This is a genomic window from Chryseobacterium sp. WG23, from assembly GCF_024586575.1.
Lineage (GTDB): Bacteria > Bacteroidota > Bacteroidia > Flavobacteriales > Weeksellaceae > Chryseobacterium.
Map to the genome: position 1 here is coordinate 87,407 of NZ_JALCZE010000010.1, position 19,343 is coordinate 106,749.

Consider the following 19,343-nt stretch of genomic DNA (forward strand, 5'->3'; position numbering starts at 1 on the left):
TGCTTCAACCTTTATTTTCGTGAATTTTTATCTTTTCGTAATATTTTTACCAAAGACTCTTCCGTCTTTCAACGTAAAACGTAGTATATAAATACCCCAATCATATCCGGTCATATTGATTTTTACCTGACGATGTAAATCAGGTGTATTCTGTTGTTGGAATTTCCAATGAACTGTACTGTGCTGGTACAGTGAAACGGATTCTATTAATCCATCTACTTCTTCTGTCCAGTCAATAGTCAGATAGTCATTCACAGGAACAGGATAGAGTCTGATGTTTTTCAAGAATGTTTTTTCATCTATCACAGGCGTTTGTTGGGTAACTACAACTGTCTTCTGTACCTGTTCTAATTTTATTTCTTTAGGAACAGGCTGATCAGCTTTCTTGCCGGCAGCATTGTTTCCTCTGTACCGCTGGTTTCCGGCTTCATCATATTTGAAATATACTTCAACTTGCGAATAACCTAAGAAACCAATCAAGAGAGAAAATATCGAAAATAGTTTTTTTCTCATGTTTGTTATTTTTGAGTGGATAAAAGCTTTTGAACTTGTTGTTCTAATTTTTCAATTTTATCCGATTGGAATTTTAGTTGCTTATTCTGTTCAATAGAGTAAAGCGTCAACTCTTCTATTTTCTCCAAAAGTTTTGCATCCATTTCTGCCACATTGATCCCATTTGCAATTACTTCGGAAGCAGAAGGAATATTAGGTAAATGTCCTTTTTCTGTAATATGCTTTTCCACCTCATCCAAAGATTTCAATTGATAATCCTTTTTAAAAACATAATCCGCCCAAACATTTGCTTTTACTTCAACTTCTTTAGCATGAATTTTTCCATCAAACTTGGCAATTCCATTATTAAGAAATTTAATCCAAATTCCTCGTGTAGCATCCTGGAATCCTACAAAAGATTTACCATCATTATTGTCATTAGGCTGAGCTATAATAATGTTATGAGAACTCCCCAGATTTCTTAAAACAGTGTCGCCAGACGTACCTCCATAACAGCCATTACAACCTGATTTAGCAATCTGAAAGGTCCCGTATGAGTTGGTAACTTCCATCATAACATCATTTTTGTCATAAACTCTTAGTAAAGCTGCGGAACTAGTATCAGGATCATTTGAACCAATTCTTACTTTTCCTTCACTGGATTCCAGTAATAGTTTATTCCAATTTCCCCATTGAGGATCAGCTGATAATGCATTTCTGTAAAAAATTCCTCCATCATTAAAGTTAAGCTGATGACGCTTATTTCCGGAATTATCAAACCATGGGGCAATGGTTAACATTCCTGAATAATTTCCTTTTCCCGGAACGCCTATAACATCTCTGGATTTAAATTCTGCCTTAACGATATGACTGTAGGCAGATGGTAAATCATTAATATTTCTTGTGTCATGAATCGTTAACCCAGGGGCATTTTGGGCATAGATTAAAGTTGAAAATGCCATACCGGCCATCAATAGTACTCGTTTCATATATTAGTATAAAAATTAATTTAAGAAGTGGTTGGAAAATTGAAATAGCTTGAAATATTCCAAGTAGTTGTGAATTGTTTCGTCACTTTACAATGATCTTTATTTTTTTTGCAAAAATAGTAAATACTCATTGTAAAAAGGAGCAAATCCTTTATTTATCGGTGTTTTAAAGAGAGTGTTTAGTTAAGTGTTTATGGTAGTGGATCCCCTAAAAAGAATGGTGTTTTTTTTGATAATAAATAACAACTGAGTGAAAAAATATAGTTTTCAGAAAATGGCTATGATGAGAAAATATTTGATTTTTGTCATATATTTAGAATTTAAGGATTTACTTAGTTTAGAAAAAAGCTTTACCTTTGTAACAATGAATCTATTAAGATGGATACTGGCAATTTATTTCATGGCGTTATCATTAATGCCATGTGAAGATGTGTCCGCATCATTTGATTCAGGAGAAAAGAAAATATCATTAAGTATCCATGGAACTCATTCTACAGAGAAAGGGGATATCTGCTCGCCACTCTGTGCATGCAGCTGTTGCCAGATTGCAGTTTCCACATTTAAGATGGATCCTTTATTAGATATTCCTGAGCAGATTCCTGCTTATTTTTCAAAGAAAATTCTGTTTCAGAAGAATGACTTTGCTTACCAGGTATACGATCCTATCTGGCAACCTCCCAAAATTTAATTTTTATTGATCTTTAGAAAGTGATGCTTTCTAAACATTACCTGAAACTTTGCAATACCGTTGCAGAGGTTTTCATGATATTTTTGCTGCAGCTTATAAGCTGCAGGCATTTGTTTTTCAATAAAATTCAATAAAATCGTGTTAGATAAAATCATAAAATTCAGTATTAAAAATAAGGTTGTGATTGGTATTATGACCTTGCTGCTGATCATCTGGGGAACCTGGAGTGCCACCAGATTGCCGATAGATGCTGTACCGGATATTACCAATAATCAGGTGCAGATTATTACAGCCTGCCCTACATTGGCAGGTCAGGAAGTGGAGCAGTTGGTAACCTTTCCTATAGAGCAGAGTATTGCCAATGTTCCGGATATTCAGGAAACGAGGAGTATTTCAAGATTTGGCCTTTCTGTGATTACCGTCGTTTTCAAAGAAGATGTCGATATTTACTTTGCAAGACAGCTTATTAGTGAACAATTAAAAAATGCCGTAGAAGAAATCCCTAAAGGAATAGGAACTCCTGAGCTGGCTCCGGTAAGTACGGGACTAGGAGAAGTATATCAGTATATTCTCCATCCTAAAAAAGGAAGTGAGAAGAAATACAACGCTAAAGACCTTCGAACGATGCAGGACTGGATTGTCCGCAGGCAGCTCAACGGAACTCCGGGAGTGGCTGAAATCAACAGTTTTGGGGGAGAACTGAAACAGTATGAAGTTGCCATTGATCCTAACCGTCTTAAAGCAATGGGAACCAGCATTACTGAAATATTTACAGCCTTAGAAAAAAACAACCAAAATACAGGAGGGGCCTATATCGATAAAAAGCCTAATGCCTATTTTATCCGTGGAATTGGTCTTGTTACTTCTCTTGAGGATATAAAAAATATAGCCGTTAAAAACGAAACCGGCAGTGTGCCTATTTTTATCAAAGATGTGGCAGATGTTCGTTTAGGAAGTGCTGTACGTTACGGAGCTTTGACCTATAATGGGAAAGTAGATGCTGTTGGAGGGGTGGTTATGATGTTAAAAGGTGCCAACAGTAATGAAGTGGTGGAAAATATTAAGTCGAAAATTCCGGTAATTCAAAAATCACTCCCGGATGATGTTGTCATAGAACCTTTTCTGGATAGAACAGATTTGGTAGATAGGGCAATTGGTACGGTTGAGAAAAACCTTATTGAAGGGGCTTTAATCGTTATTTTCGTGCTGGTGGTTTTTTTAGGAAATCTTAGAGCAGGACTTATTGTGGCTTCAGCAATCCCGCTTTCATTGTTGTTTGCGTTAGGAATGATGAACGTCTTTGGTGTAAGCGCCAATCTGATGAGCCTTGGAGCCATTGATTTCGGGTTAATTGTGGATGGCGCAGTAATTATTGTGGAAGCTACCCTGCATCTTCTTCATCATAAAAAGTTTAATGGAAGTCTTACCCAGACTCAGATGGATCAGGAAGTGGGAACTGCTGCCTCTAAAATGATGAATAGTGCAATATTTGGACAGATTATTATCCTTATCGTGTATGTTCCTATTCTTACATTAGCAGGGGTAGAAGGGAAAATGTTTACGCCAATGGCTAAAACAGTTGGCTTTGCCATTATTGGGGCTACCATTTTATCCGTTACTTATATTCCAATGATGAGTGCTTTATTTCTGTCTAAAAAAATATCTCATAAAGAAACTATTTCAGATAAGATGATGAACCGTCTGCAAAGGATCTATGAACCCTTACTGAAGAAAGCTATTAAAGTAAAATATGCCGTGGTTTCAGCTACAATACTTGTTTTTGTATTGGCTGCTTTCATCTTTAAAAATATGGGTGGAGAGTTTATCCCGCAGCTACAGGAAGGTGATTTTGCATTCCACTGTATACTGCCGCAGGGAAGTTCATTAAGCCAGAGTATAGAGACGTCTATGCAGGCTTCCAGGATCATTAAGCAATTTGATGAGGTAAAAATGGTCGTTGGAAAAACCGGTTCAGCTGAGGTTCCTACAGACCCGATGCCTCCGGAGGCATCGGATATGATTATTGTATTGAAACCACAGAGCGAGTGGAAAACCAAAAAGTCATATGATGAACTGGCAGATGAGATCAGTGAGAAACTGGAAACGATCCCGGGGGTCTTTTTTGAAAAAAATCAGCCTATCCAGATGCGTTTCAATGAATTAATGACAGGAATAAGACAGGATGTTGCCGTGAAAATATTTGGTGAAAACCTTGATTCATTAGCAGTATATGCAGATAAAGTGGGAAAAGTAATTCAAACGGTTGATGGGGCTACAGCTCCTCAAATCGAAAGGGTAAGCGGTCTCCCACAAATTAATGTACAATATGACAGAACAAGGATAGCGAATTACGGATTAAATATTGAAGATGTTAACAATGCCGTAAGTACAGCCTTTGCTGGGAAAGCTGCAGGACAGGTTTTTGAAAATGAAAGACGTTTTGATCTGGTAGTAAGGCTTGACAGTCTTCACAGAACAGATATTGCAGATGTTAATAATTTAATGATTACCTCAAGTACAGGAATTCAGATCCCATTATCGCAGGTTGCAGATATAAGCTACAAACTGGGCCCTGCACAGATTAGTCGTGAACAGGGAAAACGTAGAATTGTGATAGGCTTCAATGTAAAAGGACGTGATGTAGAAAGTGTCGTGAAAGATATTCAGGCAAACCTGGATAAAAAAATAAAGCTTCCATCCGGATATTACTTTACTTATGGCGGACAGTTTGAAAATCTTCAGGAAGCGAGCAAACGTCTTACGATTGCTGTTCCGGTGTCGTTATTTCTTATTTTCATGCTATTGTATTTTACATTCCGCTCATTCAAACAGGCTGCTTTAATTTTTACCGCAATTCCTATGAGTGCCATTGGGGGAGTATTTGCTCTTCTTTTAAGAGATATGCCTTTCAGTATCAGCGCAGGAATCGGGTTTATTGCTTTGTTTGGAGTGGCTGTACTTAATGGGATTGTTTTGATAGGAACTTTTAACCAACTTGAAAAAGAAGGGGAGAACGATATTCTGAAAAGAGTATTTGAAGGAACAAAAACCAGGTTAAGACCGGTTTTGATGACGGCTACAGTAGCTTCATTAGGATTTTTACCCATGGCTATTTCCACCGGAGCAGGAGCGGAAGTTCAGAAGCCCTTGGCAACTGTGGTAATCGGTGGTTTGGTAACGGCTACCTTCCTTACTTTATTTGTGCTTCCTATGCTGTATATTATTTTTAATACTCAATTTTTGAAGCGAAAAAATAATAAAGCAGGAACATTTACCATCATTGTTCTCATAGGGTTTATGATGCTGGGACAGACATTTAAAGCACAGACCAGACCTATCTCTGTAGACCAGGCAATAGAAATGGCGGTGGATAATAACCTGGCTTTAAAATCAAAAGATTTAAGTATCAAGTCTGCAGAGGCATTAAGGGCTACAGCTAAAGAACTTCCCAAGTTAAGTGTTGAGGCCCAGCTTGGACAGTACAACAGTCCGAAGTTTGATCAGTCTTTTGCCATTTCGCAAAGTATTCCTTTTCCTACGCTCTTTAAAGCAAAAAAGGAATTGATCAACGAGAATATCAAGAGTAAGCAAATTGACAGAGAAATTACGGCCAACGAGCTGATAAGACAGGTTCGTACTTATTATTATCAGATTGAGTATTTTCAATACAATAAAGCACAGCTTACCAACCTTAACAGTGTCTATGATGATTTTATAAGAATTGCAACCGTGAGATTTAAAGCCGGGGATATTAAAAAGATTGAAATTAATACGGCCGAGACTCAAAAAGGGGAAATTAATCTGTTACTTAAGCAAAATGAAGTATATTTAAATAATGCGTATAAAAGTTTAAAAACACTTTTAAACACGTCAGATAATTTTGAAGTACCGTTTACAAAAGACTATGAACCTTTAAGAGCTGAAAATGTACTGGATAGTACTGCGGTGGCTAATAACCCGTCAGTAAGAGCTTTTTACCAGGAAATGGAAATTGCAGAAAAGAATAAAAAGGTTGAAAAATCTTTGGGATTACCGGACTTTAGCTTAGGGTATACAAACCAATCATTAATAGGTCTTCATACCATCAATGGGCAGGAAAACTTCTACGGATCAGGCAAACGTTTTCAATCTGCAACCGTAGGTGTGGCGATTCCTCTAACATTTGGAGCTACAAAAGCAAGAATTCAGGCTCTGGAATATGAAAAGCAGGTAGCAGAAACCAATGCAAAAATGCAGCAGAAGCAACTTTCTACACAGTTGGAAAATGCTTTCAGCCAATATCAGCAGGATATTCAGCAATATGAGTATTATACAGGCCAGGCATTGCCTAATGCGGAGAAAATTGTAAAAGCTGCTCAATTAGGGTATAAAACAGGAGAAATCTCCTATGTGGAATATCTTTTTGCGCTACAAACAGCAACGAATATCCAGCTAAAATACCTGGAGTCTATCCAGCAGGTTAATCAATCTGTAGTGACCATTAATTCAATCATTAATAAATAATATGAAATCGCTAGTAACAAAATTTTCCGGAAAACAAGCCTTAGTAAAGGAGGCGATTACATCTGATCTTAGACAAAGTAAACATTTTCATATGAAACTCAAATATAACATCATAGCCCTTACATTTTTCTCCCTGTTGATTATAAGCTGTGGAAAGAAAGAAGCAGCAGTGGAAAAAACTGCCGAAAAAACCACACAGAAAGAGCAGCCTAAGGAAGAAGCTCCCGAAACCATAGCCTCACTTACAGAGGAACAGATGAAATCTGTGGGAGTAGCCCTGGGAACGGTAGAAATGAAAGAACTGACCTCCACTATTAAAGCAAATGGACTGCTCAGTGTTCCTAACAGTAATAAAGCCACCATTACCTCTCTGTATGGAGGGATCATTAAAACATTAAATGTCCAGGTTGGAAGCACAGTGAAAAAAGGACAGGTGATTGCTACCATTGCTAATCCGGAATATATACAGCTTCAGGAAGATTATCTCACCACAAATAGCCGGATTACCTATGCAGAACAGGAATACAGAAGACAGAAAGAGCTTTTTAATAATGATGCAGGCGCTAAAAAGAACCTTCAGAGTGCCGATGCAGAGCTCAACACACTAAGAACCAAAAAAGCTTCTCTTCTTAAGCAGCTTCAGATGATGGGAATAAGCCCGGGAAAAGTAAGTAATGGTAATATGAGATCGGGTCTGGTGATTACTGCTCCAATCAGTGGGACAATCAGTGGTATTACAGCACAGATAGGAAGCTATGTAGATATTTCTTCTCCTGTGGCTACTGTGATTGATAATGGATCAATTCATCTGGATCTTCAGGTTTTTGAAAAAGATCTTCCGAAGATGAGAGTAGGGCAGATTGTTCATTTTAAACTGACAAATAATCCTGAAACAGAGTACGATGCAAGAATTTACAGTATAGGATCTTCCTTTGAAAATGAGAGTAAAACAATTTCTATGCACTGTGAAGTGATAGGAAATAAAACCGGCTTAATTGACGGAATGAATATCACGGGAATTGTAAGCCTGGATAAAAGCACTACTCCGGCAGTGCCCACAGAGGCTATCGTAGAAGCAGACGGTAAATACTACATTTTTATTCAAACCGATAAAAAAATAGAGGAAGAGCATGAAGAAAAAGGGAAGCCTCATCCTAAAACTTTGAATTTTGAAAAAGTAGAAGTAGTAAAAGGAACATCAGATATGGGATACACTGCCATTACAGCCATTGGGAAAGTTCCGGACAATGCAAAAATTGTGACGAAAGGTGCCTTTTTTGTGAATGCTAAATTAGTTAATTCCGGAGAGCACGAACATTAATTAAAGTGATCGGAATCAGGTAAATATGGTTTTTTATGCTTAATTTAGAACTAATTCCAGCATCGTTTTTATACCCTTGTAAAAGCCACCTGAAGGTGAGAAGATAAGCTTTATTGTATTTAATAAATGATGAATTATGTTATTAAACAAAAAAATATCAGTCTGGTATTTCATCCGCGAAATAAAATCTCAGATTCTGTTTATTGGGATATTCGCTGTGGCTATAGGCCTTTTGGATATGCTGCCTGGGTTTAGAAAAATATCACTCCCTTTGAATATTCCCGCACTCTTAGGAACTGCAGTGTCTTTACTGCTGGCTTTCCGGACTTCCCAATCCTACGAAAGATGGTGGGAGGCAAGAACCGTTTGGGGAGCTGTTGTTAATGATTCAAGGACGTTTGTAAGGCTGGTCATTCAGTTTATGCCTGCCGGAGATGATAAAACGATAAAAGATTTTGCCGAAAGACAAATCACCTGGACCTATGCGCTTGGAGAATCTCTGAGAAAGCAGCCCTTCTCTGAAAAAGTTCAGGAATATCTGGACAGAAATCATATCAACGGAATGAATATACCCAATGCGCTGCTGGATGCTCATTCTAAACAGCTAAAGGAAATTGCCCCAACGAAAGAATTAACAGATTTTCAGCAAATGCAGCTCAATGATATAGTTACAAGGCTTTGTGACAGCATGGGAAAATGTGAAAGATTGAAAAATACAGTTTTTCCCAGGTCTTACAGTATTTTAGTACATATTTTGATCTATGTATTTGCTGCTATACTTCCTTTTGGGCTGGATGATTCACAGCTTGTTGTGGAAATTGCAATTACATTCCTGATTCCGATTATGTTCATTGCTATTGAAAAAACATCAATCATTATGCAGGACCCTTTTGAGAATGGTCCGGTGGATACTCCAATGACGTCTCTGGCACAGACCATAGAGATCAATATTAGGCAGATGATTGGTGAACAAAATGTTCCTTTGAAAAAAGAAAATACGTCGTATTATGAAATGTAATTAAACCATAGAGATCATATGGAAAACACACCGACACAAACACCCTCTGCAGCAAGCAGACATAAAAAGAACCTTCTGATCGTACTGGGCCTCAGCGGAACCTATCTTATTGCTGAGGTTATTGGAGGAATAGTTACCAATAGTCTTGCATTATTGGCAGATGCAGCCCATATGCTGACAGATGTTGTGGGACTGCTTTTGGCATTTATTGCGATAAAAATTGGAGAGAGAAAAGCAGATCCATCCAAAACATATGGATATTACAGAACCGAAATATTAGCGGCCGTTATTAATGCGGTCGTTTTACTGGGAATTTCTGTCTATGTATTGATTGAAGCCTATAAACGTTTTCAGAGCCCTCCGGAGGTACAGAGCAAATCGATGCTGATTGTAGCAGGAATAGGATTAGTAGTGAATATTATCGGGATGATGATCCTGAGAAAAGATTCAGAAGGAAGCCTGAATATGAAAGGCGCTTACTTTGAAGTACTTTCAGATATGCTTACCTCCGTAGGAGTAATGATTGCAGGGGTTATTATGCTTACCACGGGCTGGTATTATGCCGATCCTTTGATCTCTGCAGCCATCGGATTTCTGATCTTCCCCAGAACCTGGAAGCTGCTGAAAGAAGCAATCAATGTTTTACTGGAAGGTACTCCCAAAGATGTAGATATTCATATGTTGCGTCAATCATTGGAACAGACCCCTGGAGTGAAGAATATCCATGACCTCCATGTATGGTCCCTTACCTCAAGTGTCAATGCGATGAGTGCCCATATTGTAAAGAATGAGGGTGTTTCTCAGAATCAACTGTTGAAAACATTAACGGAGGAGACGGTTAAAAACTTTAAAATAAGCCATACCACTTTTCAGATAGAGGAGGAAGGATATGAGGAAACAGAAGTACATCTGTAACATTAAAATTGTTGACAATGAAAAAAGATATAGAAAATAAGCTCATTGATAAAAATACCAAGCCTACCAGCATGAGAATTCTGGTCTATGATTTTTTAAGCTCTCAGGAAGCGGCATTGTCTCTTTCTGAAATAGAAAATTATTTTGATAATGCAGACAGGATCACAATTTACAGAACATTGAAAACCTTTGAAGAAAAAGGAATTGTTCACAGTATACAGGAAAATACAACTACCAAATATAAGTTATGCGAAGATGACTGTGATGAAAAAACACATAAAGACTGGCATCTTCATTTCTATTGTAAAATATGTAAACAAACCACCTGTAAAGAAGATATTTCCTTTCCTGAAAATATCCAGACCAGTTTCAGGATTGATGAAATAAGGCTGTTTGCCAAAGGAATCTGTGAGAATTGTCTTGAAAGTTTGCAATAGTATTGCATCCGTCTCATCATTAAATTTGTATAAAAATATCAGTTATGGAAAAATGCTGTAGTACGACCCCGGAAAAACCAGTAACAAAAAAACATAATCATTCAGAAGGAGATGGGCATGACCATGACGGTCATGATCACTCTCATGATTCCGGAGATCAGACGGTCTTTCAGATGTTTCTTCCGGCTATGATATCATTTGCCCTTTTATTGTTAGGAATTGCTTTTGATAATTATATAAAACCCACATGGTTTACCGGATGGGTACGTTTAGTATGGTTCCTGGCAGCTTATATTCCTGTAGGAATTCCTGTATTGAAGGATGCTTATAAAAGTATCATTAAAGGAGATGTTTTTTCCGAGTTTTTCCTGATGGGAATAGCTACCATTGGTGCTTTTGCTATTGGAGAATATCCGGAAGGAGTTGCCGTAATGCTGTTCTATGCAGTAGGGGAAGTTTTCCAGTCTATGGCGGTAACCAGAGCAAAAGGAAATATAAAGGCTCTACTGGATCAGCGTCCTGATGAGGTAACGGTTATTAAAAATAATCAGCCGAAAACCATAAAAGCAAAAGAAGCAAAAATAGGAGACGTTATCCAGCTGAAGCCTGGTGAGAAGCTGGCTTTGGATGGTGAATTGCTATCGGATGCAGCCTCATTCAATACGGCAGCCTTAACAGGAGAAAGTAAACCTGACACCAAAAATAAAGGGGAGACAGTGCTGGCAGGGATGATCAATATGAACAGTATTGCACTTGTTAAAGTAAATACCGCCTATGAAGACAGTAAGCTAAGTAAAATACTGGAGCTGGTTCAGAATGCTACCGCCCAAAAAGCACCTACAGAATTATTTATCAGAAAATTTGCCAAAGTATATACTCCAATTGTTGTATTCCTGGCTATAGGAATCTGTTTATTACCTTATTTTTTCGTCAATGACTACCAGTTCAGAGATTGGCTATACAGATCCCTGATCTTCCTGGTAATTTCTTGTCCTTGTGCATTGGTTATTTCCATCCCGTTGGGCTATTTCGGAGGGATAGGAGCAGCAAGCCGGAATGGAATTCTGTTTAAAGGAAGCAACTTCCTGGATAGCATCGCAGAAATTCAAAATGTGGTGATGGATAAAACAGGAACGATGACAGAAGGGGTTTTCAAAGTTCAGGAAGTAAGCATTACCCCTGGGCTTAATAAAGATGAAATCCTTCAGATGGTCAATGTCCTGGAAAGTAAAAGTACTCACCCTGTAGCCACTGCTATTCACAATTATGTAGGAGATATCAATCATTCTATTCCTTTGGAAAATGTAGAGGAAATTGCAGGACATGGCCTTAAAGCTGTGGTCAATGGAAAAGAGCTTTTAGTGGGGAACTTTAAATTAATGGATAAATTCAGCATCAGCTATGATATCAACCATGCCAATATTGTATACACTATTATTGCTGTAGCGTACGATCGTAAGTTTGCAGGATACATCACCATTGCAGACAGTATTAAAGAAGATGCGAAAGAAACAGTTGACAAACTCCATAAAATGAATGTAAAAGCCACCATGCTGAGTGGCGATAAGACTACAGTGGTAAAATATGTGGCAGATCAACTGGGTATCGACAATGCATACGGAGATCTATTGCCTGAGGATAAAGTAAATAAAGTAAAAGAGATCAAAGCCAAAAACCAAACGGTAGCTTTTGTAGGAGATGGCGTGAACGATGCTCCAGTAGTTGCTTTAAGTGATGTGGGAATCGCTATGGGAGGCTTGGGAAGTGATGCAACCATTGAAACGGCAGATGTGGTGATCCAGGATGATAAGCCCAGCAAAATCCCAATGGCGATCAATATCGGTAAGCAGACAAAAAAAATCGTTTGGCAGAACATTATTTTAGCCTTTGCCGTAAAAGCTGTTGTTTTACTTCTTGGAGCCGGAGGACTGGCAACTATGTGGGAGGCTGTTTTTGCAGACGTAGGGGTTGCATTGCTGGCTATTCTGAATGCGGTAAGGATTCAGAGAATGAAGTTTTAAAGACAACTCAATTATATTCATAAGCTCTGCTGAAGATTCAGTGGAGCTTTTTATATGATATTTCTTTGAAAATACTGGATATAATGGCCTTTACGTTTGGCTATAACAATAAAAAAGCCCTACCAAAATACATCAATAGAGCCTTTTAACAAGATTAAATTTTATAAAGAACTAATATTTTTCTTTTGACAGTACAAAAAAATCGAATATTTCCTTTCCTATGCTGAACTGATGTTCTCCAACCTTAGAGAATCCGTTTTTATAATAAAAATGTAAAGCCCGTTCATTCGAATGTAAAACTGAAAGCCAAATATGAGTCTGGTCGGAAGTATTAAAAGAAGACATAAGCTCTTCCATTAATACCTTTCCTGCTTTTTTATCCAAAAACTCTTTCAGCACATAGATCTTTTGCAATTGTGAAACCGTGGAAGAGCCGATAAACTCAGAAGTAGAATGCACTTTCAATTTTGCATACCCAATAGGTAGCTCATTCCAAAATACAATCCAGTATTTGTTATTGTTGTTCTTTATACTTGCTTTTATTTTAGATACTGCGAAAGTCTGCTCATAATAATCGAACAGATCCTGTGTATCGCGGAAATATTCCGAGAATGTTTCGGTGAAAGTAACTCTTCCCAACAATGCAATATGTGGTGCATCTTCAGGGATCGCTTGTCTTATCTGAAGCATGGTATAAATTATGAGGCTTACTTCAAAGGTCGGAAAAATATAATTATAGCAACAGATACAGTTTTATTATTTTTATAGGTAACAGTATATTATATTCATAAGAACCATTAATGACTTTCATCATAAATAAGGCTTAAAACAGTTTTGAAATAGTATATTTGTATCACAGAACAGAATAGTTGAAGTTATTCATTTCCATATTCATCATTTTTACCGTTGCATTACGTCCCGTTTTGCCATTGGTCAATTACGCTGTTAATTATGATTATATCGTAAAAAATCTTTGCGAAAAAAGAGATATACCCCAGTCGACCTGTAAAGGGAAATGCTATGTGGAAAAAGAACTGGCAAAAACAGAAAAACAATCCAATAGCTCTCAAACAATAAAGATTGCCGGGCTTGATGTTTTTCTTTCCAATGAAATCCTTTCTTTTTCATATAAAAAAGAACTTGATCTGTCTGTGAAAACTCCGCATACAAAGGATGTTAACTTTCACCCTTCGGGATATTTTTCCAGAATATTCCATCCTCCGTTAGCGTAAATTTATTTTAAACTATGTTTTTAGTTTATGTGGTTGAAAGTATTCCTGAACTTAATACTGAGTTCTGATTGCTTTCACTAATGTTATGCTTTACAATAGCTAACAATCTATTCCGTTTAATAGTATCATTAATTTCAATTTATATCAAAATGAAATCTCCGATTATTTTGACAGCGTTGTTGTCAATATCATTATTATCATGTGCTAAAGAAACACCTCGGGTGAAACATAAAAGCAGCATGAGCTCTTCTAAAGAGAATATAAAGAATATACAGGTGGTGAACGGGGAAGACCCGATCTGTCATATGAAAACCGCAGAGTTCCTGAAAGACACTGCTGTATATAAAAATAAAACCTATGGTTTTTGCAGTGCTTACTGTAAAGATGAATTCAAAAAAAATCCTGAGAAATATGCCAAAAAATAATAAAGCTAACAATAAAACAAAGATTATTATCCCCATTGTGGCCTTTGGGTTGCTTTTTCTGGGTATTGGGGTAGGAATGGGATATTTTAAAAAAAATCTTTATACTGTTATGAAAGTTCCTGATTTTAACCTGACTGATCAGAACAGTAAAAAAATCACCAACAGAGATATGCTGGGAAAAGTATATCTGGTAGAATTTTTCTACAGTAAATGTCCTACCATATGCCCTGTGATGAATACCAATATGAAGGCCATTCAGAATCAGATTAATAATCCTGATTTTGGAATTATTTCCATAAGTATTGATCCTGAAAATGATACTCCGGAAGCTTTAAAAGAACATGCTAAAAGAATTGGGGCTCAATCTCCCAACTGGCATTTTCTGACGGGAGACAGAAAATATATCGGGGATCTTGCAGATAAATTCAATATTTATGTTGGAGATCAGGAGAATGAAGGGGAAAGTCTTAATCACAGTGGAATGATTGCCCTGGTAGATCAGGAAGGAAATATCCGCTGCCGATACAATAAAGAGAATATGCCGATCCTCTATTATTCAGGATTGAATTATGAAGATCCAGATGGGAAAAACCCAAAGCTAACAGGGAAATATCACCCTGACCGCGAAATTCTGATTGAAGATATCAGGAAATTATTGAAATAGGCTGGAAGATGGAGATCTGAAGTGCCTCTATGCAGATATTTAGTATGTATTTGTCTGCTAATTGAGATCAACTAAATTACTTCCAGCCCTAAGCTTCCTTATTAATGAAAATATTGTTTAACCATACAACAAAACGTTATGAAGATTATGAAAATAGCTGCTTTAGGAGCAGTATTGGCGGCTCAGTTTACACTGGCTCAATTTAAGCAAACTCCTTTACCTTATGCTTATAATGCATTGGAAGGATCAATAGATGCGCAAACAATGGAGATCCATTATTCCAAACATGGGGCAGCGTATGCCAGCAACCTGAATAAAGCGATTGCAGGAACACCACAGGAAAAAGAAACCTTAATTAAGATTCTTTCTGAGACTTCAAAATTAAGTCCTGCAGTAAGAAATAATGCAGGAGGGCATTACAACCACGAGCTTTTCTGGACGATCCTTACTCCTGAAAAAAATACCCAGCCATCAGCAAAGTTAGCGAAGGCTATCAATGAGTCTTTCGGAAGTATAGATGCTTTCAAAGAAAAAATGAGCAAGGCCGGTGCGGATCGTTTCGGTTCCGGATGGGCTTGGCTGTCTGTGGATAAGAACGGAAAATTATTTGTTTCTTCAACTCCCAATCAGGATAATCCTCTAATGGATATCGTGGAAGAAAAAGGAACTCCTATCCTGGGAATTGATGTTTGGGAGCACGCTTACTATCTGAAGTATCAGAACAAAAGAGCAGACTATCTTTCTGCCATCTGGAATGTACTGAACTGGAAAGAAGTAAGCAGAAGGTATGATGCCGCTTTAAGCAAAAAATAACCTTATGAAATTATTTTGCAGCATACTCTTTACTTGTTATATGGTGTTCAGGCCTCTGATACCTATAGTGGAGTATGCTGTAAATTATGATTACATTGTCAATACCCTGTGTATTAATAAAAGTAAGCCAGAGATTCATTGTAACGGAAAATGTTTCCTGAGCAAAGAGCTGGCAAAAGCTAATGATTCCGAAACGTCGCCATTTAGTAAAGCGAAAAATTCGGGGCAAAAAATTCTTGATATTTATATCCTTCCTGGCATCACAGAGATTTCAGTTACCGGGAAAATTCCTTTTTCCAATGGTCAGTTTATCTATGAAGCAGCCTATTCTTTTCTGTTTCTGAATCCTATTTTCAAACCTCCGGTTTTTTAAGTTATACATCATTATTGAGCCACAAAAGCCCAGATAAGTTGAAAATCAAAAGATTTTCAAAAACTTAAGTGCCCTTACTATGCGCAAAACATATCACTTAAAGAACTTAAGTGTAGGAAGCTTTGTGCCTTTTGCGGTAAAAAAGAATGTTTTCACATTCAAAACAGCACATTCAAAAATTGTATTCAACTAAAAAAATTAACAATGAAAATTTATAAATTTTTATCATTACTCTTTATTGCCTTAACTCTATTTTCTTTTTCCGCTTGTAGTAACAGGGATGACGATAATCCACAGGATACAACACCCGGAAATCTTCAGATAAAATTTGAAAACGGTTTCAATAACTTAGGAGATATTGTTTTAAACCAGACGACACAAACTTCCTTACAAGGGCAAAAACATAATTTTTCTACATTGAAATATGTAGTCAGTAATATTGCATTGATTGATGAAAGCGGAAACGAGTTCAAATACAATGAAAATAATCCTGACAAAGGAGCATTTATCATAGATCAGGCTGATGCTGTAGCCGGAATTGTCTATCTGAATCTAGAAGGCATACCCAAAAACAATTATAAAAAAATAAAATTCGGTTTGGGAATCAGCCAGAAAGCATATTTACTCGGACAGGACGGACAGGCTGAGTTCTGGACTAAGGCTAAGCAGAAGGGAATGTCCTGGTCTTGGGCAGCAGGCTACGTTTTTGTAAAACTGGAAGGGAAGTACGGAACGGGATCTCCCACTACTGAATTTATGAACCATACAGGGAACATGGGAAATGTAACAGCTAATAATACTCCTGATCTTTACAGGGAAATTACACTGAATTTACCGACTACGGCCAGGGTTACAGCTCAGATCAGGCCATCTGTCCATATTCTGGCAGATCTGAATCAGTTTTTGAGCGGTGATAAGCAGCTTATGCTTACTACAGCTAATGATATGATGATGGGTTCAAGCCAGCATCTGGCAGATGTTACCAACAACCTTACAAAAATGTTTAAAGTAGACCACGTTCACAATGATTAATTTTTTTTTAAAGACAGTATTATTTCTGGTGATCTTACTGATGAGCGTTATTTCCTGTTCTGATGAGGTGATTCAGCCATTGGAGAAAGATGAAGCCTATCGTCTTCAGTTTCCTTCTTATTTTCCTGAGATGAGTTTTGATCAATCGGCCAATCCGGTAACAAAAAATGGAGTAGAGTTGGGAAGGAAACTATTTTATGAAGGAAGACTTTCCCGTAACAATACAATTTCATGTGGTTTTTGCCATATTCAGGAAAATGCTTTTACCCATCACGGTCATACGGTAAGCCATGGTGTGGATGACAGGATAGGAATCAGAAATGCTCCGCCCATTCAGAATATGGCATTCCTGAAAAGATATATGTGGGACGGCGTGATTCATAATTTAAATGAACAGCCTATTATTCCGATAACAGATGTGAATGAGATGGACAGTTCTATGCCGGAAGCTATTTCGAAAATAAAAGATGATCCGAAGTATAAAAGGCTTTTCAGCGCAGTGTATGGAGATGAAAATATTACCGGAGAAAGGGTTTTAAAAGCATTATCCCAGTTTATGGTATCAATGATCTCTGCTGATTCCAAATACGACAGATTTAGACAGGGAAAGGAGGTTTTTACATCCGCAGAATCGCAGGGAATGGCCGTATTTAATCAGAAGTGCGCTTCCTGTCATAGTGGGGAACTGTTTACTGATGAAAGTTTCCGGAATACAGGGATGTATTATAATACCCAATTTAAAGATGCGGGGCGTTATCGTGTGACACTTGATCAGATTGACTGGATGAAGTTTCGTGTACCCAGCTTGAGGAATGTAGAATATACAGCTCCTTATATGCATGACGGAAGATTTTATACGTTAGATGCCGTGCTTAATTTTTATACCGATGGGGTAGAAAATCATCCTAATCTCGATCCACGGCTGAAACAGAATAACCACATCGGAATTGCAATGAATACACAGGAAAAACAATTCATCATCGCCTTTCTGAAAACACTATCGGACAAAAATTTTATATCCAATCCAAAATTTGCAGAATAATTTAAATTGACATGAAGAAGATAATTTTAATTGTAAGCTTGATCATAGGTACTGTGATTCAGGCGAAGATAATCAAAGACAGCGCTTATATTCCCCAAAAGAGTTTTAATACAATTGATTTTGATTTTGATGATTGTGATGCCTGTGGCTGTGCGGCGGGAAACGGGTCATCCGGTTTTGAGTCATTACTAAATCCTCAGTTTATCGGGATCAAGTATTTTGCCCAGCATTATAAAGCAAAGGAAAATTTATTTGTAAAAGATCTGACGCAGGATCAGTATTTTAATACCATACAGCTTTGGGGAAAAATTCCGTTGACAAAGAAACTCAGTGTTTATGCAAGCCTTCCATTTCATTTTCACGAAAAGAAAACAATGCAGGGCGATATCAGGATCAATGGGATCGGTGACCTAAATGTTATGGGAATTTATCAACTGATGCGTTCGAAAGATAATTTCCATCAGCTGAACGGTGGATTGGGCGTAAAAATTCCTTTGGGTAAGTTTGATGAAAAAGGAATTTCAGGAGTTAATCCGAGTTTTCAGCTGGGAACAGGAAGCTGGGATTATCAAGCAGCTTTGAATTATAAATTTCAGAAGAATAAAATTGCGGTATTGCTTAATACAGATTATACCATTAAAACAGAAAATAAAAAGAAGTACCGCTTTGGAAACCAATGGAATTATGCAGCAACAGGCTTTTATCAGGTTGCGGGAAATGAAAAATCTATATTTTCTTTAAAGACAGGGGTTCAGGGAGAAGTGTATGCTCAGAATAAACAGTTTGATGAAGCGCTGCCTAATACTGCCGGAAGTGCATTATATGGAAAGTTGGGCTTTGAGGCTTCCTATAAAAAGTTCAGTCTTGGAAGTGAAGTTATGCTTCCTGTTTATACCCATCTTGCAGGAGGAGATATAGAAGCAAAATCAAGGTTCAGTATTTTCCTGAATATTGGGATATAGTTGATCCTTAACGCAAAGTTTAATGTTTATCATACTTATTCAGATGGGAGATATTTAAACTTTGCGTTTAAAATCATACCTGTAATTTTTACACGAATTCTATTGTACTTTAGTATTTTTCTATTCAAAATTTACCTTTGGTACACATGCTTTTATAATATTGTAAATCATTTTGTTATTTGTGAATATATATTAATTATTTTCTATCTTTGCCGAAATTTGGTAAGCTGTAAAAAGCTTTTAAAAGGGAATCCGGTGAGAATCCGGAACAGACCCGCTGCTGTAAGCTCCACACCAAAATTTTTGAAGATTATATCCACTGTTTTTTAATGGGAAGGATTTCAAAAATGGAGTAAGTCAGAAGACCTGCCAGACCATAAACGTTTGACGCTTTCGTGGAATAAAGCTTTAGGACA

The 19,343-nt window shown here is 37.3% G+C and carries 18 protein-coding genes and 1 riboswitch; of the genes, 15 read left to right on the top strand and 3 right to left on the bottom strand.

The features are described from left to right. Nucleotides 1-27: 27 nt before the first annotated feature. Both MP477_RS15985 and MP477_RS15990 read right to left on the bottom strand, forming a co-directional pair. Nucleotides 28-513 (bottom strand): hypothetical protein, encoded by a 486-nt coding sequence (locus MP477_RS15985; protein WP_257191173.1) that lies wholly within the window; start codon nucleotides 511-513, stop codon nucleotides 28-30. Between the two features lie 5 nt (nucleotides 514-518). Beyond that, a complete protein-coding gene (locus tag MP477_RS15990; RefSeq protein WP_257191174.1) occupies nucleotides 519-1,481 on the bottom strand; it encodes a cell wall anchor protein in 963 nt (320 codons plus the stop codon). Between the two features lie 364 nt (nucleotides 1,482-1,845). On the opposite strand from MP477_RS15990, the gene MP477_RS15995 reads away from it, so the two are divergent. From MP477_RS15995 to MP477_RS16025, 7 genes are all read left to right on the top strand, one after another. Next, entirely contained in the window at nucleotides 1,846-2,169 is a 324-nt protein-coding gene (locus MP477_RS15995; protein WP_257191175.1) for a DUF6660 family protein, read from the top strand. Nucleotides 2,170-2,307: 138 nt separating this feature from the next. Then, on the top strand, nucleotides 2,308-6,672 hold the full coding sequence (locus MP477_RS16000) for a CusA/CzcA family heavy metal efflux RND transporter (RefSeq protein WP_257191176.1): 4,365 nt from the start codon (nucleotides 2,308-2,310) through the stop codon (nucleotides 6,670-6,672). 91 nt (nucleotides 6,673-6,763) lie between these two features. Then, complete coding sequence (locus MP477_RS16005; RefSeq protein ID WP_257191177.1) at nucleotides 6,764-7,993, top strand: efflux RND transporter periplasmic adaptor subunit; 1,230 nt, start codon at nucleotides 6,764-6,766, stop codon at nucleotides 7,991-7,993. A gap of 136 nt (nucleotides 7,994-8,129) precedes the next feature. Continuing rightward, a complete protein-coding gene (locus tag MP477_RS16010; RefSeq protein ID WP_230033972.1) occupies nucleotides 8,130-9,011 on the top strand; it encodes a bestrophin family protein in 882 nt (293 codons plus the stop codon). A gap of 18 nt (nucleotides 9,012-9,029) precedes the next feature. Beyond that, nucleotides 9,030-9,926, top strand: a complete 897-nt coding sequence (locus tag MP477_RS16015; RefSeq protein WP_257191178.1) for a cation diffusion facilitator family transporter — start codon at nucleotides 9,030-9,032, stop codon at nucleotides 9,924-9,926. Nucleotides 9,927-9,943: 17 nt separating this feature from the next. After that, the gene (locus MP477_RS16020; protein WP_257191179.1) at nucleotides 9,944-10,363 is read left to right on the top strand and encodes a Fur family transcriptional regulator; all 420 of its coding nucleotides are present in this window, start codon (nucleotides 9,944-9,946) and stop codon (nucleotides 10,361-10,363) included. 371 nt (nucleotides 10,364-10,734) lie between these two features. Further along, a complete protein-coding gene (locus MP477_RS16025) occupies nucleotides 10,735-12,384 on the top strand; it encodes a heavy metal translocating P-type ATPase (protein WP_373567435.1) in 1,650 nt (549 codons plus the stop codon). Nucleotides 12,385-12,555: 171 nt separating this feature from the next. On the opposite strand, the gene MP477_RS16030 is transcribed toward MP477_RS16025, so the two are convergent. Beyond that, a complete protein-coding gene (locus tag MP477_RS16030; RefSeq protein WP_230033981.1) occupies nucleotides 12,556-13,074 on the bottom strand; it encodes a GNAT family N-acetyltransferase in 519 nt (172 codons plus the stop codon). Nucleotides 13,075-13,253: 179 nt separating this feature from the next. Here MP477_RS16030 and MP477_RS16035 point away from each other — a divergent pair, with 179 nt between their 5' ends. The 8 genes from MP477_RS16035 (at nucleotide 13,254) to MP477_RS16070 (ending at nucleotide 18,927) form a co-directional block, all read left to right on the top strand. Then, entirely contained in the window at nucleotides 13,254-13,616 is a 363-nt protein-coding gene (locus MP477_RS16035; protein WP_230033983.1) for a hypothetical protein, read from the top strand. A 149-nt stretch (nucleotides 13,617-13,765) separates the two neighbouring features. Then, a complete protein-coding gene (locus MP477_RS16040; RefSeq protein WP_257191181.1) occupies nucleotides 13,766-14,041 on the top strand; it encodes a YHS domain-containing protein in 276 nt (91 codons plus the stop codon). Beyond that, nucleotides 14,028-14,705, top strand: coding sequence for an SCO family protein (locus tag MP477_RS16045; protein WP_257191182.1), 678 nt, complete (start codon nucleotides 14,028-14,030; stop codon nucleotides 14,703-14,705). The genes MP477_RS16040 and MP477_RS16045 overlap by 14 nt, the downstream gene beginning before the upstream one ends. A 138-nt stretch (nucleotides 14,706-14,843) precedes the next feature. After that, complete coding sequence (locus MP477_RS16050) at nucleotides 14,844-15,518, top strand: superoxide dismutase (RefSeq protein ID WP_290368636.1); 675 nt, start codon at nucleotides 14,844-14,846, stop codon at nucleotides 15,516-15,518. A 4-nt stretch (nucleotides 15,519-15,522) separates the two neighbouring features. After that, a complete protein-coding gene (locus tag MP477_RS16055) occupies nucleotides 15,523-15,891 on the top strand; it encodes a hypothetical protein (RefSeq protein ID WP_230033988.1) in 369 nt (122 codons plus the stop codon). Nucleotides 15,892-16,095: 204 nt separating this feature from the next. After that, nucleotides 16,096-16,923: an MbnP family protein gene (locus MP477_RS16060; RefSeq protein ID WP_230033990.1), complete on the top strand. Its 828-nt coding sequence runs from the start codon at nucleotides 16,096-16,098 to the stop codon at nucleotides 16,921-16,923. Next, entirely contained in the window at nucleotides 16,916-17,965 is a 1,050-nt protein-coding gene (locus MP477_RS16065) for a cytochrome-c peroxidase (protein ID WP_257191183.1), read from the top strand. Before MP477_RS16060 ends, MP477_RS16065 begins: the two co-directional genes overlap by 8 nt. Nucleotides 17,966-17,976: 11 nt before the next feature. Continuing rightward, complete coding sequence (locus MP477_RS16070; protein WP_257191184.1) at nucleotides 17,977-18,927, top strand: transporter; 951 nt, start codon at nucleotides 17,977-17,979, stop codon at nucleotides 18,925-18,927. A gap of 203 nt (nucleotides 18,928-19,130) precedes the next feature. Next, a riboswitch (cobalamin riboswitch) is annotated at nucleotides 19,131-19,316 on the top strand. Nucleotides 19,317-19,343: the final 27 nt, after the last annotated feature.